12 protein-coding genes are annotated in these 13,894 nt (G+C 60.4%); 3 read left to right on the top strand and 9 right to left on the bottom strand.

Annotated features, from left to right (window positions below):
• Positions 1-42 precede the first annotated feature (42 nt).
• On the top strand, positions 43-591 hold the full coding sequence (locus ACQZ2L_RS07210; RefSeq protein WP_430325405.1) for a lipocalin family protein: 549 nt from the start codon (positions 43-45) through the stop codon (positions 589-591).
• Between the two features lie 1,044 nt (positions 592-1,635).
• Here the strand turns inward: ACQZ2L_RS07210 and ACQZ2L_RS07205 are convergent.
• Together ACQZ2L_RS07205 and ACQZ2L_RS07200 are read right to left on the bottom strand one after the other, a co-directional pair.
• On the bottom strand, positions 1,636-2,046 hold the full coding sequence (locus tag ACQZ2L_RS07205) for a hypothetical protein (protein WP_430325404.1): 411 nt from the start codon (positions 2,044-2,046) through the stop codon (positions 1,636-1,638).
• Positions 2,027-3,409 carry a PAAR domain-containing protein gene (locus ACQZ2L_RS07200; RefSeq protein WP_430325403.1) on the bottom strand — a complete coding sequence of 461 codons (1,383 nt, stop codon included), beginning with the start codon at positions 3,407-3,409 and terminating at the stop codon, positions 2,027-2,029. Before ACQZ2L_RS07200 ends, ACQZ2L_RS07205 begins: the two co-directional genes overlap by 20 nt.
• 221 nt (positions 3,410-3,630) lie before the next feature.
• On the opposite strand from ACQZ2L_RS07200, the gene ACQZ2L_RS07195 reads away from it, so the two are divergent.
• Positions 3,631-4,587 carry an MBL fold metallo-hydrolase gene (locus tag ACQZ2L_RS07195; RefSeq protein WP_430325402.1) on the top strand — a complete coding sequence of 319 codons (957 nt, stop codon included), beginning with the start codon at positions 3,631-3,633 and terminating at the stop codon, positions 4,585-4,587.
• 31 nt (positions 4,588-4,618) lie between these two features.
• Here ACQZ2L_RS07195 and ACQZ2L_RS07190 read toward each other — a convergent pair whose 3' ends face one another.
• The 3 genes from ACQZ2L_RS07190 to ACQZ2L_RS07180 are packed head-to-tail and all read right to left on the bottom strand — an operon-like array spanning position 4,619 to position 8,803.
• Positions 4,619-5,686, bottom strand: coding sequence for a lipocalin-like domain-containing protein (locus ACQZ2L_RS07190; RefSeq protein WP_430325401.1), 1,068 nt, complete (start codon positions 5,684-5,686; stop codon positions 4,619-4,621).
• A complete protein-coding gene (locus tag ACQZ2L_RS07185; RefSeq protein WP_430325400.1) occupies positions 5,676-8,138 on the bottom strand; it encodes an FtsX-like permease family protein in 2,463 nt (820 codons plus the stop codon). Before ACQZ2L_RS07185 ends, ACQZ2L_RS07190 begins: the two co-directional genes overlap by 11 nt.
• The gene (locus tag ACQZ2L_RS07180) at positions 8,138-8,803 is read right to left on the bottom strand and encodes an ABC transporter ATP-binding protein (RefSeq protein ID WP_430325399.1); all 666 of its coding nucleotides are present in this window, start codon (positions 8,801-8,803) and stop codon (positions 8,138-8,140) included. The genes ACQZ2L_RS07185 and ACQZ2L_RS07180 overlap by 1 nt, the downstream gene beginning before the upstream one ends.
• A gap of 139 nt (positions 8,804-8,942) precedes the next feature.
• On the opposite strand from ACQZ2L_RS07180, the gene ACQZ2L_RS07175 reads away from it, so the two are divergent.
• Positions 8,943-9,236, top strand: coding sequence for a hypothetical protein (locus ACQZ2L_RS07175; protein WP_430325398.1), 294 nt, complete (start codon positions 8,943-8,945; stop codon positions 9,234-9,236).
• 179 nt (positions 9,237-9,415) lie between these two features.
• Here the strand turns inward: ACQZ2L_RS07175 and ACQZ2L_RS07170 are convergent, their stop codons facing one another.
• From ACQZ2L_RS07170 to ACQZ2L_RS07155, 4 genes are all read right to left on the bottom strand, one after another.
• Positions 9,416-10,312: a PA4780 family RIO1-like protein kinase gene (locus ACQZ2L_RS07170; protein ID WP_430325397.1), complete on the bottom strand. Its 897-nt coding sequence runs from the start codon at positions 10,310-10,312 to the stop codon at positions 9,416-9,418.
• A gap of 85 nt (positions 10,313-10,397) precedes the next feature.
• Positions 10,398-11,900: a glycine betaine/L-proline transporter ProP gene (proP, locus tag ACQZ2L_RS07165; protein ID WP_101320088.1), complete on the bottom strand. Its 1,503-nt coding sequence runs from the start codon at positions 11,898-11,900 to the stop codon at positions 10,398-10,400.
• A 187-nt stretch (positions 11,901-12,087) separates the two neighbouring features.
• Positions 12,088-13,380, bottom strand: a complete 1,293-nt coding sequence (locus ACQZ2L_RS07160; RefSeq protein ID WP_430325396.1) for a PQQ-dependent sugar dehydrogenase — start codon at positions 13,378-13,380, stop codon at positions 12,088-12,090.
• Positions 13,377-13,814, bottom strand: a complete 438-nt coding sequence (locus ACQZ2L_RS07155) for a DUF2231 domain-containing protein (protein WP_101320092.1) — start codon at positions 13,812-13,814, stop codon at positions 13,377-13,379. Before ACQZ2L_RS07155 ends, ACQZ2L_RS07160 begins: the two co-directional genes overlap by 4 nt.
• Between the last annotated feature and the right edge of the window lie 80 nt (positions 13,815-13,894).

Below are 13,894 nucleotides of genomic sequence, written 5' to 3'. Positions count from 1 at the left end.
CCCTGCAGACAAGCCATTCGACTGTTTTCCAGGAGGTGCCTGATGATCCTACGCAACACTTTGCTGCTGTCATGCCTGGCCTTGGCGCTGGCCGGCTGCGCCAGCTCCAGCGACAACCAGAAACCGCCAGCGACCATGCAGGTCGACCTGCAGCGTTACCAAGGCACCTGGTATGAAGTCGCCCGCCTGCCGATGTTCTTCCAGCGCAACTGCGTGCAGTCAGAAGCGCGCTACGGCCTGCGCGCCGACGGCCTGATCGACGTCACCAACCGCTGCCGTGAAGAAGACGGCAAGTGGAACGAGATCCACGGCACCGCCGAACCACAGGTGCCGGGCAAGACCGACAAGCTCTGGGTCAAGTTCGACAACTGGTTTAGCAAGCTCCTGCCCGGCTTGACCAAAGGCGAGTACTGGGTGCTGTACCACGATCAGGATTACCAGGTGGCACTGGTCGGCCACCCGAACCGCGAGTATCTGTGGCTGCTGTCGCGCACGCCGACTATCAGCAGTGAAACGCGTGAGAAATTGCTGACTACGGCGCGTGAGCAAGGGTATGACGTGAGTGAGTTGGTGTGGCGTAAGGCGGACTAAGGGAGATGGGCTGGAAAGGGCTGGCTTTTGCGAGCCCTTCCGGCCTATGTACTCATATATTCTCCAACTTTATTATTGCTGCAACGATCGCTATCCAGCTACACCCAATAATCGTGAGCCACGTAGACGCCAGCATCCTCTTCTTCAACCTGACCGGAAACGCCTGCAACTCTTCAATGCTCAGTAAACCCCTTCGAAGGTGCGGACCTGGTAGAAGCAATAGACCGCATATATTGGAAACAAGCATCCATCGAGAACGCGCATTTGAAAAATCCGTGTAGTTCTTTTGTCGCTCAAGCCACGGACTGCTTTTGATGGCAGACAACGCGACAAAGAAGTCTCGACTACAGGCAATATAAAAGCTTAACGCCAAGCCTGACAGAACAATCAGTATGGGGCACGCCAATATAACGATGCGGAACGCTGGCGAACAACTACTGAATTCAACCACCCAAATACCCCTCACATTCTCTAATCTCAGTAACTCTCTGACACTCTCAGGCTTGCTTGCAATTTCATGAATGCAATTCCCACGCACTTTTGCTCACCCAGATGACATTTTCTTAACAAAGTAAAGTAGCATCATCCAAAAAAACCCAATATACAGACACACTGTTGAAATACGTAGGCGCATGCGTAAGTTTCGCGAAATACAATTTAGATCCTCCGCGATAATCCGACAACCCCAAATCAGGAGGCGCTTATACGTTAACAACGCAGAAAACTCTGCAATAAAAAACCATTTATCTTTCAAAGTTTAGTTGTCTTTCCTGGCTACAGATGCCAGCCGCCTATTGCCGGAGACGATTCGTTCCATATCCTCCAAATCGCGCCCTAAAATCATTAAGAATCGGAGTGCTAGCCCCACACACATTAAAATCGCAAACTTCCAGTGCTTTGTTGGGTCAGAAGTGCTAGCAGTATCTAACAGATAATACCCCCACCATAGTCGAACAGGACGCATACGCCTACAGGGAGCGGAAGTACTTTCAACTGGCTACGCAAAATTGCTCTCGTTAACAAAAAAACCGACCAAGCGAGTACTTACAACTTACCCATCTTGATGAATGCAGCGACAACAATCATCCCTATAAATCCAACAAACGTAAGCCATACGGACGCCACCATCCTTTTCCTCAGCCCGTTCGGGAACGCCTTTAACCCCTCAACACTTAACATCCCTCTTCGGATTTGTGGCCCTGGCACGATAAGCAATCCGCATACACCGCACACAATGATCCAACGTGATTTCAAGCCCAAGCTCTTCATGTACCGCTTCTGACCTTCAATCCAGGCAGTGCTACTAAGGGCGGCCACGACCACAAAGAACTCACGCGTGCAGGCTATGTAAAAGCTTAACGCCACACCTGACATACCTATCACCACCGGGGTCAACACCACGCTGATACGCAACATAAATGGCCAACTATCGAACTCAATCATAATACTGGCCATACATCATCTCACCTACTTTTTCTCCCGCTACTCCACCTACCATACCACCTGCCAACGAACCAGCCCCTACGAGGACGAGCCCACACACCGGCACCCCGACACCCGCAGATACAACAGAGAACACACCGCAGACCGCTAAGGCAACGGACGTACCCAAATTCGCGCCTACTGCACCTCCAGCAATTCCTCCCGTAAAATTCCCCGCCTCCGTCAGTCTGATTTTTTTGCACTCCGCTGTTTCACCGAAACGACATACTTCTTGAACATTTAAGTAAGAAGCGCCGCCCCCTATAGCCGTACCGACAGCTCCACCATGCTGTAAATACTTCGCCACTTTCGCCACCTCATCCAAATGCGTGGCATACCCTGGGATCTGCCCCGGCCCTCCCGCTTTTGACCAATGGTGAACCAGGCTTTTGGTAGAAATCTTCAAATCACGACGAAGACGTTCGTAAGGCCCGAGGTTCAGTCGCTTGTTCAAAAACGCCGCCTTCAACTGTCCATCCAGTTGCCTGAGCAACTTCTGTCGAGTAGCAAAAAACTCCGGGCTGTTCAGGTGGCCGAACCTGGCGAACTGCTGCTTGTGCAACTGATCAACCTCCAGCAAGGTCGCCCGGACCTGCCTCAGGCCTTGCTCCAGCACGTCCTTACCGACACCCATGGACTGACTCGCGCCTGTCAGCAGCCCTGCAATTTCAGCCTGATGCTCCATCATGAATTCGGCTTCGTCGTAGTCGAGCAGCGCCAGCGAGTCGCGGGTCTGCTGTGCGGCGGCCATGAGGTGAGCTTCTTCGCGGGTGCAGGCGTCGCCGTTGTCGGGGTCTCCGATGACGAAAATCTCGCCGGCCTTGAAGCCGTCCTTGAAGGTCGGGTTGAGCATCTGCAGGCGCGAGATCGGCAAGGTGCTGTCCTGCTCGGCCAAGCGCAGCAGCACCTGCGGAAAGGACATGTTGCGCTGCACAATATGAAAGCCTGGCTCATTGATATACGGCCGGCTATCAACGAAGTGCACAGGCTGACCAAAGCTCTGCGCGCCTGGGCCGACCACGCGCGAGGACCTTGTCTCCCGCCAAGGTGGGACATAGTCAGGTGGCGCTACAACTCGGTTGGTACCGGGCGGGCAAGCGCACAGCACCAGCGAGCCATCGACCGCTACTTCGCTGCCATCGGAGATAAAGCATGGGGCGCCTTCGGCGACGGTGCCTGGTTCGGCGCACCGCGGACACGCTGTGGTCTTGTCGCCGACACGCAGGACCATGCGTCCATCACAGATGTAGCCATCACCCGTGGCGATGCACACCGCACCTGTTGTCGTATCATCGCCATCAACAGCTTGACCTTTACCGTCAATTATCACGCGCATTTGCAAACTCCCTGTGCTTGTCGAGCCAGGGAAACTAGCAGCTTCTGACCGGTATTTTTCCCCGCCAAAAGCGAACAGGATGCGTCCTACTGCAGTGAGCGAAAAGTCTTACGGCCGGATACTTTTCCTGACGGCCGAAACCCTCAAACCTGCTTTAAGAGTCTTCATCAGCTAGCCAACGCAAGGCTAAAATAGCCCCCCGAACCCAAGAGGATCCTGCAATGGACCTGCAGTTTCTGGGCACCTCCTCTGGGGTACCCACCAAGGCCCGCAACGTCAGCGCGACAGCAGTCATCGAGGCCTCCGGCAAAAGCTGGTATCTGGTCGATTGCGGCGAAGGCACCCAGCATCAGTTGCTGCACACACCGCTGTCGATGCGTGATCTGCGCGGGATCTTCATCACCCATGTCCACGGTGACCACTGCTACGGGCTACCGGGATTGCTCGCCAGTGCGGGGATGTCCGGGCGCAGCGAACCGCTCGAACTGATCATGCCGTTGGCACTGCATGAGTGGCTGCGCCTGAGCCTGGCGGTGAGCCAGACCTATCTGCCCTTCGAGCTGCATCTGCTGGCAGTGGAAACGCTGCAGGACTGGCGCAGCGCGCAGGTGGCGGTGACTACCGTGGAGCTGTCGCACCGGGTGCCGAGCTATGGCTTTGTGTTCACCGAGATCAACCCGGAGCCGCGTCTGGATATCGAGCGCCTGCAAGCCGACGGCATCCCGCGCGGGCCGCTGTGGGGTGATCTGGCCCATGGCCGGGAGGTCGAACATGAAGGTCGTGTGCTTGACTCACTGACTTACCTGAAGGCATCGCGAGCGGCGCAGCGCATCGTCGTCTGTGGCGATAACGACTCACCTGCGCTGCTGGCCGAAGTTGCCAAAGGTGCCGATGTGCTGGTGCATGAAGCCACCTTCACCGAACCCGTGCTGCAACGCTCGCAATCGAACTTCGGCCACAGCACTGCGGCGGCTGTCGCGCAATTTGCCGAGGCTGCAGGTGTACCGAACCTGGTGTTGACTCACTTCAGCGCCCGTTATCAGGACAACACGCAGCGCAGCCCGTCCATCGATGATGTGCGCCAGGAGGCGCTGACCCATTACAGCGGGCAACTGACACTGGCGCGGGACCTGCAGCGTTATCACCTGGGCAAGGATGGGCTGCTCGCAGCGGTGTGAATTGGCCGGCGGTGCGCTTCTCCCATTACGTTCAGTACCCGGTCATTTCCAGGTAGCCTCTGCCCTGCCCGCTGCCGCCCTCGACCCGCACCGGCCCTTCCCAATAGGGAAACCGGGTATTCATCCAGGCCTGCTTGTACAGCGCTTCGACCTGCACATCGACGCCCTGCCCCGGCAACTGCACGCGCCAGCGAGTCGGTACGGTTTTACCGTTGGCCTGCTTGCTCGAGGCCAGCACTTGCAACTCGATCTGCGCGCCCTGTAGCGCCTGGGTCTTGCCGTCGGCGCCGATCCAGGTGCCGGCTTTATAGGCCTCGCCTTGAGCTTCGCGCACCTGAAACAGCATCACCTTGGCGCCGCTGGCCAGGTGCAGGGAAAACCAGTCCCAGCCCGACTGCCCGGCCGCCAGCGGTTGGCTGCTCCACTCGCGATCGAGCCAGGCCTGACCGGTAACGGCCACGCGCTGGCCGTTACGCTCGACTTCGCCACTGACCTGATAGAACGGTTGGCTGTAGTAATAGGATGCCTGGCCCTTGCCGGACTTTTCGCTGTAACCCTTGGCACCGTGCAGCACCAGTGGCCGCTCACTGACCAAGTGCAGATCAAAGCGGAAATCCTTGCCTGCAGCTTTCATCTGCAACTGGCCAATCCCATTGCCGCCCTGCAGCGACCAATCATCTATCCAGGCGCGAAATGGCTGCGCCTCAACCCCTGCCTGGCCGATCCCACCGCGGGCGAGCACCTCACTGGACTGATGACCGCCCGGCCCGGTCAGCGCGGCGTGGCCCATCCACAGATTGGGGCTGTCCCAGTCGGCGGTTTCTGCGCCAGGGCGCAATGCCGAACGAAACAAGGTCCACTGCACGCCCCACTGCCGCCCCTGGGCATCCTGCAAGTTGGCAGTGACGTACCACCATTCGATACGAAAGCCGTCATGGGCGCCGTGATCACGCGGGAACAGCAGCTCGTGGCCAGGCGTCACCTGCTGGAAGGCGCTGGCCTGCTGACCCAGGCCGGCAAAACTGCTGGGCTCGGATGCAGGCCCATCGCAGCCTGCAAGCAGCAGACACAGCGCTGTCAGCCAGGTTTTAACGTTCATTGGCAAACTCCCGCAAGAGATCACTGGGTTGCCTGCGCGCCAGCTGCCAGAGCGGCCAGGCACTGGCCAGAAAACTGGTCAGCACGCCGAGCACTGCCAGTTGCAGCAGCTGACCGGGGAATACATAGAGCGGCAGGCGCCAACCAAACGCCTGCACGTTGACCACGGCCACCAGGCACCAGGCCAGCAGCAAGCCAAGTGGCATCGCCAGCAGCACGGTGAAACTGCTCAGCATCAGGGTTTGGCCGAGTGTCAGCCAGATCAACCGATTGCGTTCGACGCCCAGCGCCCACAGCGGCGCCAACTGGCCCAGGCGGCTCTGGCCGAGGCTCAGCAGGCTGATGAACAACGCCACACCGGCGATACCCAAGGTCAGGCTGTTGAGCGCGGCGGTAGCGGCAAAGGTGCGCTCGAATACTGCAGCAGACCATCGTTTGAGCGTTGTCTGCTCTACCATGCGGCTGTCATCGAGGCTGAACTGTTGGCTGAGGGCGCGCTTGATCGCCGGCAGGTGCTCGCCAGCCACAGTCAGGCCCAAATTGTTCAGCGTTGCCTGCGGCCAGTGCTGGCGTAGCCAGTCGGCGCTGATCAGCAGGTGTCCCTTGGGATTGCCGTAATCAGCATAGATGCCCACTACCGGCATTGTCTGTTCAACGGGCGGCGGCAATCGTAGCGTGTCGCCAAGGCCCAGCTGCAGGCGCCTGGCCAACTGTTCGCTGAGCATGATCCCGTGCCCTTGCGCTAGCTGCTCCCAGGCATCGGCGGTTTGTTCCAGCAGCGGCCAGTGGCTGCGATAGTACGGGTGATCGACGATGCCCTGAACCTGCGTCGGCCATTGCTGCAGCCGCCACTCCACGCGCCAGTTGGGCAGCACTGCGGTGACTCCGGGCTGGCGTGCCACCCATTCGCTGATCTGCATTGCCTGGGCAGTGTCACGCGGGGTCAGATACAGGTCTGCCGACAGGCGCTGATCTAGCCAGCCGGTGAAGGTGCGGCGAAAGCCCTCGGTCATGCTGCCCACACCGACACTGGCGGCCAGCGCCAGCAGCAAGGCCATCAGCGCCAGGCTCAGCGCGGGCAGTTGCTGGCGGCTGTCGGCCACGAACCACTGCGGCAAGGGCCGCCGGCACAGGCGCGCCAACCCGGCCAGGGCAAGCTCAAGCAAGGCCGGCAGTAATAGCGCTGCAGCCAGCAGCAATGCTGCGAGCAGGACGAAGGCGCTGGTCAGGTTATTGCCCCACTGCCAACACCCCAGCGCTACCACAGCCAGCAACAAGGCGATCAACGCCTGACGGCGCAGCCACGGCCCTTGGGCCAGGCGCCAGGCCTGCGGTTGGGCAAGCGCCAGCAGCGGCAGGCGCGCAGCGCGTAGCACACTGCTGACACCGGCCAACAACGCCCCGAGCAGACTCACACCGACGCCGGCCAACCACCACTGCGGCGAAAGGCTCAACTGCCCGGCGATCTGCGCCCCATACAAGCCGCGCACGCTGGCCGCGAAGTCAGGCAACAACAGGCTGGCCAGCAGATAACCACTGACCACTCCGGCGACGCCCCCGAGCACCGCGAACACACCCAGCTCCATCGCCAGCCCGGTCAACAGCACCCGCAAGCTGACACCGCAGGCACGCAAGGTTCTGATCAAGCCGCGCCGTTGCTCCAGCGCCAGGCCAATGGCCGCATGGGCAATGAAAAGGCCGACCACGAATGCAAGCAAACCCAGCGCAGTCAGGTTGAGGTGAAAGCTGTCGGTAAGGCGCTGCAGGTCACCGTCGTCACTGCCGTTTTGCAGCATGAGCTGGGCGCCGATGTCGGCGGGCAGCGCGCTGGGCTCTTTTTCCAGCAGCAGACGCGACAGTTGCCCTGGCGCACCGAGCAGCGCCTGCGCGTGGCCGATATCGACCACGATCACCCCAGGCGCCAGCTCCGCTTGCAGGACCAACGGCGGCAGCAGCTGACCAGCGCGGGTGCGCGCACGCTCACCCGGTTGCAGATTCAGTTGGCGCAGCGTGTCGGGCCCGATCCAGGCTTGCCCGGGGCTGTCGATGAAGGCCGCAAGGTCAAACGCTTGCGCCTGGACCCCGGCCACGGCCATTGTTGCTGGCAGGCTCAACGGCTCGATGCCGATCAAGCGCACTGCCTGAGCCGCGCTTCCTGAAAGTTGCAGGCGCCCTTCCAGAACTGGCGTCACCTGCACGCCTCGTGTACGCAGTTGCACATACAACGCTTGCGCCAGATGCTCGCCCTGACGCGGCACCAGTTGCGTCTGGCTCGCGCCTGACAGCACACCACTGGCACGGGCATAGTCGCTGCGGGCCTGGCTGTTGAGTGCCTGCACGCCGGTCCACAGTGCTGTTGCAAGCCACAGCCCGGTAAAGATACTGAAGCACTGCAAGCGGTGCCGGCGCCAATGGCTGAGCAGCGCCTGCAAGGTGATCAGCAAACTGGTCATCAATCCGGCTCCGGCTGCACACGCCCAGCCTTGAGGAAGCACCGATGTTCCAGCCGCGCCGCCAGCTGCCGACTGTGGGTTACCATCAACAGGCTGCTGCCCGCTTGGGCAACCAGCTCCAGCATCAGTTGCAGCACTTCTTCGCTGCTGGCTTCGTCAAGGCTGCCGGTCGGCTCGTCGGCCAGTACCAACGCTGGGCGCGCGGCCAATGCACGACCAATCGCCACGCGTTGCTGCTGGCCGCCCGACAACTGCTCGGGGTAGCGCTGCAACAACTCGGTCAGGCCCAGGCGCTCAGCCAGCTGCGCGCTCCAGGCGGGATCGTGGCGCCCCGCCAGGCGGGCTTGAAACGCCAGGTTGGCGGCAACGTCGAGGCTGCTGATCAAGTTGTACTGCTGGAACACCAGGCCAATGCTGTCTCGTCGCCAGCGTGCCAGCGCCGTTTCGTCCCGCGTATCGAGGGGTACATCCTCGATCAGGATCCTGCCGCTGTCGGCCCGATCGAGGCCGGCGAGCAGGTGCAGCAAGGTGCTCTTGCCGCTACCGGATTCGCCCATCAGCGCCAGGCTGCTGCCCCGCGCCAGTTGCAGGTCGACGCCCTGCAGCACCGGCAGCGCGCCTTGGGCGGTAGTGAATGACTTGCGCAGCTGCTCAACGACCAACATCGGTGGGGGCTTCCTCTCGCGGTATGACAGGCTTTAGGCAGGACAGTGAGGACATAGGTTGCATCGGTCTGCCCTTCAAGGGTAGGCGCAATCGAGGCTAAACTGGGGAATGAACATCATCAGGCTTACAGGAACATACATGATCCGCATTGCGACACACCGGGATCACTCATCATGGCTGCTGCTGGTCCTGCTCTTCGGCTGTCTTGCCGCCCTCTCAGGATGCTCGAACAAAGGCAGCGCTGCGCGCTATGCCCAAGCAGGCGCGAACTGCTTCGCCAAAGCAGTACCGACCGCTGGCGAGGGTGGCCTGGCATGGGGCAACACGTTGAGCGCGGCACGCAAGAAATCCATGGACAGTTGCATGCGCTATGCAAGCCGTTCAGGCGGTACGCCGAAGACCTGTCAGGTGGTGATGGCCAAGTGCAAATGATGGGTGGCGACTACGAGCGGGCCCGCTAGGCCGGGCTATAAGGTTGGTTAACTCGGTTGGTCGTAAGACCGCCCGCCCGCAGCCACCATTGCGATTGCTCAGGTATTGCACCTGAACAATCGCGCAATCATGGTCGGCCAGTGGGCAGGCAGCAATCAGGCGAATCTGATTGCCACGGGCTACTGCAGCCACGGCGGCGGTGGCGGCTCCTCGCTCTTGACCGGGCCACGCTCGGCTTCTTCACGCCCGGCACGACGACGTTCGTCATCCATCCGCGCCGCTTCGATCTCGCGCAGCACGCCGCCGACATCGGCGTCGTGGTCGTCATCCTGAAACTCGCCGGTCAGCGCGCTATCTGGCAACAACTTGCCGGCCTCGAACAGTGACCACATCTCACGGGCGTAACGGGTGTCCTTGAGTTCGGGAGCAAAGCGCCCGAAGTAACCGCTCATGTTCGCCACGTCTCGATCGAGCATGCTGAAGGCATGGTTGTTGGCCGCAGCATCAACGGCCTGGGGCAAGTCAATGATCACCGGGCCATCGGGTCCAAGCAGGACATTGAATTCCGACAAGTCACCGTGCACCAGCCCTGCACAGAGCATCAAGACGATCTGGCGGATCACGAACGCGTGATATTCACGCGCCTGCTCCGGCTCCAGATGCACGTCGTTGAGGCGTGGCGCAGCGTTGCCGTCCTCATCCACCACCAACTCCATCAACAGCACGCCGTCCTGGAAGTCGTAAGGCTTGGGCACCCGCACGCCGGCATGCGCCAGGCGGAACAAGGCTGCCACCTCGGCATTCTGCCAGGCATCTTCGGCTTCTTTGCGACCGTACTTGGAACCCTTGGCCATCGCCCGCGCCTGGCGGCTGTTGCGCACTGTGCGCCCTTCCTGGTACTCGGCCGCCTGGCGGAAGCTGCGTTTGTTAGCCTCCTTGTAGACCTTGGCACAACGCACCTGGGTACCGCAGCGCACCACATACACCGCTGCTTCCTTGCCACTCATCAAGGGCCGCAACACCTCGTCGACCAGGCCGTCTTCGATCAGCGGCTCAATACGTTTTGGAGTCTTCATCAGGTTTAATTCAGGGTCCTGTTCTGCCAGACACATGGTTTGCCGGCCATCCTCTCACAGCCTGATCCGACTTGCTCGTTTCGAGCTAATCAATACGCGGATGTTGTTGTACCAAATGCGTGCGTTTGGCCTCAAGTTCCGCAATCTGCTCGTCGATGTCCTCGATTTTTTGCTCGATGTTGTCGTGGTGTTCCTGCAGCAGTTCGCGCGCTTCTTCGATGTCCGAGGCGGCGGGCGCAGCGCCACGCAATGGCTGATTGGCAGTTTCTTTCATGGTGATGCCGGTGATCAGGCCGATCAGGGCAATCACCATCAGGTAGTAAGCCGGCATGTACAGGTTGTTGGTACTTTCTACCAGCCAGGCGGCAATGGTCGGGGTCAAGCCAGCAATCAATACGGAGATGTTGAATGCGCTGGCCAGCGCGCTATAGCGGATATGCGTGGGGAACATCGCTGGCAGGGTCGAAGCCATCACCCCGATAAAGAAGTTGAGCAGCACCGCCAGCATCAGCAAACCGGCGAAGATCAGCCCGAGCACGCCGCTGGTGATCAGCATGAAGGCCGGGATGGCCAGCGCGAACAAGCCGATGCTGCCGCACAGGATGAATGGGCGGCGGCCGTATTTATCGCTGAGGAAGCCAATCAGAGGCTGCACGAAGAGCATGCCGACCATGATCGCGATGATGATCAGCACACCGCGGTTTTCGCTGTAGTGCAGATTGTGCGACAGGTAGCTGGGCATGTAGGTCAGCAGCATGTAATAGGTGACGTTGGTGGCGATGACTACGCCAACGCAAGTCAGCAGGCTGCGCCAGTGCTTGGTGGCCACCTCTTTGAACGACACCTTCGGACCGCCGGCCAGGCCTTCGCGATCGCCCTGCTCGAGCTTGTCGACATGCTGCTGGAAGGCTGGAGTCTCTTCCAGCGCGTGGCGCAGGTAGAGGCCGATCATGCCCAGCGGCAGTGCCAGCAGGAACGGCACGCGCCAGCCCCACTCCTGAAACCTCTCTTCACCGATCATGGCCGAGATGAACACCACCAGGCCGGCACCGGCAACAAAGCCTGCGATCGAGCCGAAGTCGAGCCAACTGCCGAGGAAGCCGCGCTTGCGGTCCGGGGCGTACTCGGCGACGAAGATCGAGGCCCCCGTGTATTCACCTCCCACCGAGAAGCCCTGGGCCATCTTGCACAGCAGTAGCAGGATGGGCGCCCAGATGCCAATCGCGGCGTAGGAAGGAATCAAGCCGATGGCAAAGGTGCTCAGCGACATGATCACAATGGTGGCGGCAAGAACCTTCTGCCTGCCGTATTTATCGCCGAGGGCACCGAAGAACAGGCCGCCCAGAGGGCGAATCAGGAACGGCACCGAGAACGTACCCAAGGCGGCGATCATCTGGACGCTGGGATCAGCGCCGGGGAAAAAGACCTTGCCGAGCACATAGGCGACAAAGCCATAGACGCCGAAGTCGAACCATTCCATGGCGTTGCCAAGCGCTGCGGCGGTGATCGCCTTGCGCATCTTGGCGTCGTCAACAATGGTGATGTCTTTCAAGCCGATCGGCTTGACGCTTTTTTTGCGTGATTTCATATCTGCCACTCTGTTACTGACGTGTCCTTTACCCGTTGCCATTGTTTTAATGGCCAGGCTCTAAGGCATCAGATACAAAGGGTTACGAAAAAATTCACTGAGCGCCGACATTTTTCGCGCTAACAAACAGGCCATCTGCACAAATGGAGCCTACGCAGATGGCCTGTTGTTGGTGATCAGCGCGACATTACTGGCTGCGCGTCACCCGCCAGATGGTGTTGGCAAGGTCGTCGGCGATGATCAGCGCACCACGCGGGTCGACCGTCACACCCACCGGGCGACCGCGGGTCTTGCCATCTTCACCACGGAAGCCGGTGGCAAAGTCGATCGGCTCGCCGGCCGGCTTGCCATTGCTGAACGGCACGAAGATCACCTTGTAGCCCACAGGGTTGGGGCGGTTCCAGCTACCGTGCTCACCGACAAACGCGCCCTCGGCAAACTGTGCGCCCATGGCCGCTACCGAGAAATCAACACCCAGAGCCGCTACGTGAGAACCAAGGCTGTAGTCAGGCTTGATCGCCGCAGCGACTTTCTCGGGGTTTTGCGGCTGCGCGCGCGGGTCGACGTTCTGGCCCCAGTAGCTATAGGGCCAGCCGTAGAAGCCGCCGGCCTTGACCGAGGTCAGGTAGTCAGGCACCAGGTCAGGGCCAAGCTCATCGCGCTCGTTGACCACAGCCCACAGCTCACCGCTGGTGGGTTCGATGGTCAACGCAGTCGGGTTGCGCAGGCCGGTCGCATACGGCTTGTGCGCACCGGTCTGGGCGTCGATCTGCCAGACCATGGCCCTATCGATTTCGACCTCCATGCCGCGCTCGGTGATATTGCTGTTGGAGCCGATGCCGACGTACAGGTAGCGCCCGTCCGGGCTGATGGTCAGCGCCTTGGTCCAGTGGTGATTGATCTCGGCCGGCAGGTCGGTGACCTTGCTGGGCGGGCCACTGGCCTTGGTCTGGCCATCCGCGTAGTCAAAGCGCACCAGCGCATCCTGGTTGGCCACGTACACGCTGCCCTCGAAATAGGCCAGGCCGTAGGGCGCGTTGAGGCCTTCGGCGAACACCGTCTTCATTTCGTAATTGCCATCACCATCGGCGTCACGCAGCAAGGTCAGGCGGTTGCCGCCCTTGACCTGGGTATTGCCCTTGGCTTTGATCGAGCTGGCGATAACGTCCTTGGGCTTGAGCTTGGCCGCACTGCCGCCGCGCCCTTCGGCGACCAGGATATCGCCATTGGGCAGCACCAGGGTCTGCCGTGGGATCTTCAGATCAGTGGCAATCGCAGTGACGTTGAAGCCCTGCGGTACGGTTGGCTTGAGATCACCCCAGGCGGTCGGCTCGGCAATTTTCATGCTCGGCAACAGACCGCGCTGCTGATCAGGCAGTTTCGGGTTGGCGCCGTAGGTTTGCGTAGCGTCGCCCTCTCCACCGCAGGCGCTGAGCAGCAGCGCCATGCTCAGGGCTGTCAGTGCATGTACGCGGTTCATCGCACACCTCCGGAGCGCAGATTGGTCAGGCCAAGGCCGGTTGCGATGCACGCCAGCGCACTGACGATGACCGACAACACCAACCCGGACGGCATCACAGCCCAGGCATCCTTGGCATGCTCGAAGGCGTTCATCAGGCCCAGCAGCCAGGTAGCCAGCAGCAGCACGAAGTACACCACTGGGCGCCCGCCCTTGTGTTCGGCGCGGATCAGATTGACCAGGGCGAACAGCAGTGCCAGTCCGCAGAACAGCAAGCCACCGGCAATCAACCAGGCGGCAAAGTTGGCCCATTGGATCTGGTAGCTTTGGTAATAGGCAATGTCACTTAACAAAGCGCCGAGAAACAGCGGCACAGTACCGGCCAGCAGGGTCGCGTGCAGCGCACCTGGCCGGCAGCGATAGAGGGTTGAGTCGTTCACGGTGGCTCCTTTCATCGATCCAGAGGTCCCTCCCCGCACAGACTGCGCCTGGAGGCCTAATGGAAGATCGCTCGGCCAAAGCGATAGTTCAGCGC

The organism is Pseudomonas shirazensis (assembly GCF_050496565.1).
GTDB lineage: Bacteria > Pseudomonadota > Gammaproteobacteria > Pseudomonadales > Pseudomonadaceae > Aquipseudomonas > Aquipseudomonas shirazensis_A.
This window is presented reverse-complemented; position numbering and strand designations above follow the sequence as displayed.

What these genes read in the sequence shown, in the direction of transcription:
- ACQZ2L_RS07210 (WP_430325405.1), top strand. Translation starts at nt 43, where the DNA reads ATGATCCTACGCAACACTTTGCTGCTGTCATGCCTGGCCTTGGCGCTG.
- ACQZ2L_RS07205 (WP_430325404.1), bottom strand. Translation starts at nt 2,046, where the DNA reads ATGGCCAGTATTATGATTGAGTTCGATAGTTGGCCATTTATGTTGCGT.
- ACQZ2L_RS07200 (WP_430325403.1), bottom strand. Translation starts at nt 3,409, where the DNA reads ATGCGCGTGATAATTGACGGTAAAGGTCAAGCTGTTGATGGCGATGAT.
- ACQZ2L_RS07195 (WP_430325402.1), top strand. Translation starts at nt 3,631, where the DNA reads ATGGACCTGCAGTTTCTGGGCACCTCCTCTGGGGTACCCACCAAGGCC.
- ACQZ2L_RS07190 (WP_430325401.1), bottom strand. Translation starts at nt 5,686, where the DNA reads ATGAACGTTAAAACCTGGCTGACAGCGCTGTGTCTGCTGCTTGCAGGC.
- ACQZ2L_RS07185 (WP_430325400.1), bottom strand. Translation starts at nt 8,138, where the DNA reads ATGACCAGTTTGCTGATCACCTTGCAGGCGCTGCTCAGCCATTGGCGC.
- ACQZ2L_RS07180 (WP_430325399.1), bottom strand. Translation starts at nt 8,803, where the DNA reads ATGTTGGTCGTTGAGCAGCTGCGCAAGTCATTCACTACCGCCCAAGGC.
- ACQZ2L_RS07175 (WP_430325398.1), top strand. Translation starts at nt 8,943, where the DNA reads ATGATCCGCATTGCGACACACCGGGATCACTCATCATGGCTGCTGCTG.
- ACQZ2L_RS07170 (WP_430325397.1), bottom strand. Translation starts at nt 10,312, where the DNA reads ATGAAGACTCCAAAACGTATTGAGCCGCTGATCGAAGACGGCCTGGTC.
- proP (WP_101320088.1), bottom strand. Translation starts at nt 11,900, where the DNA reads ATGAAATCACGCAAAAAAAGCGTCAAGCCGATCGGCTTGAAAGACATC.
- ACQZ2L_RS07160 (WP_430325396.1), bottom strand. Translation starts at nt 13,380, where the DNA reads ATGAACCGCGTACATGCACTGACAGCCCTGAGCATGGCGCTGCTGCTC.
- ACQZ2L_RS07155 (WP_101320092.1), bottom strand. Translation starts at nt 13,814, where the DNA reads ATGAAAGGAGCCACCGTGAACGACTCAACCCTCTATCGCTGCCGGCCA.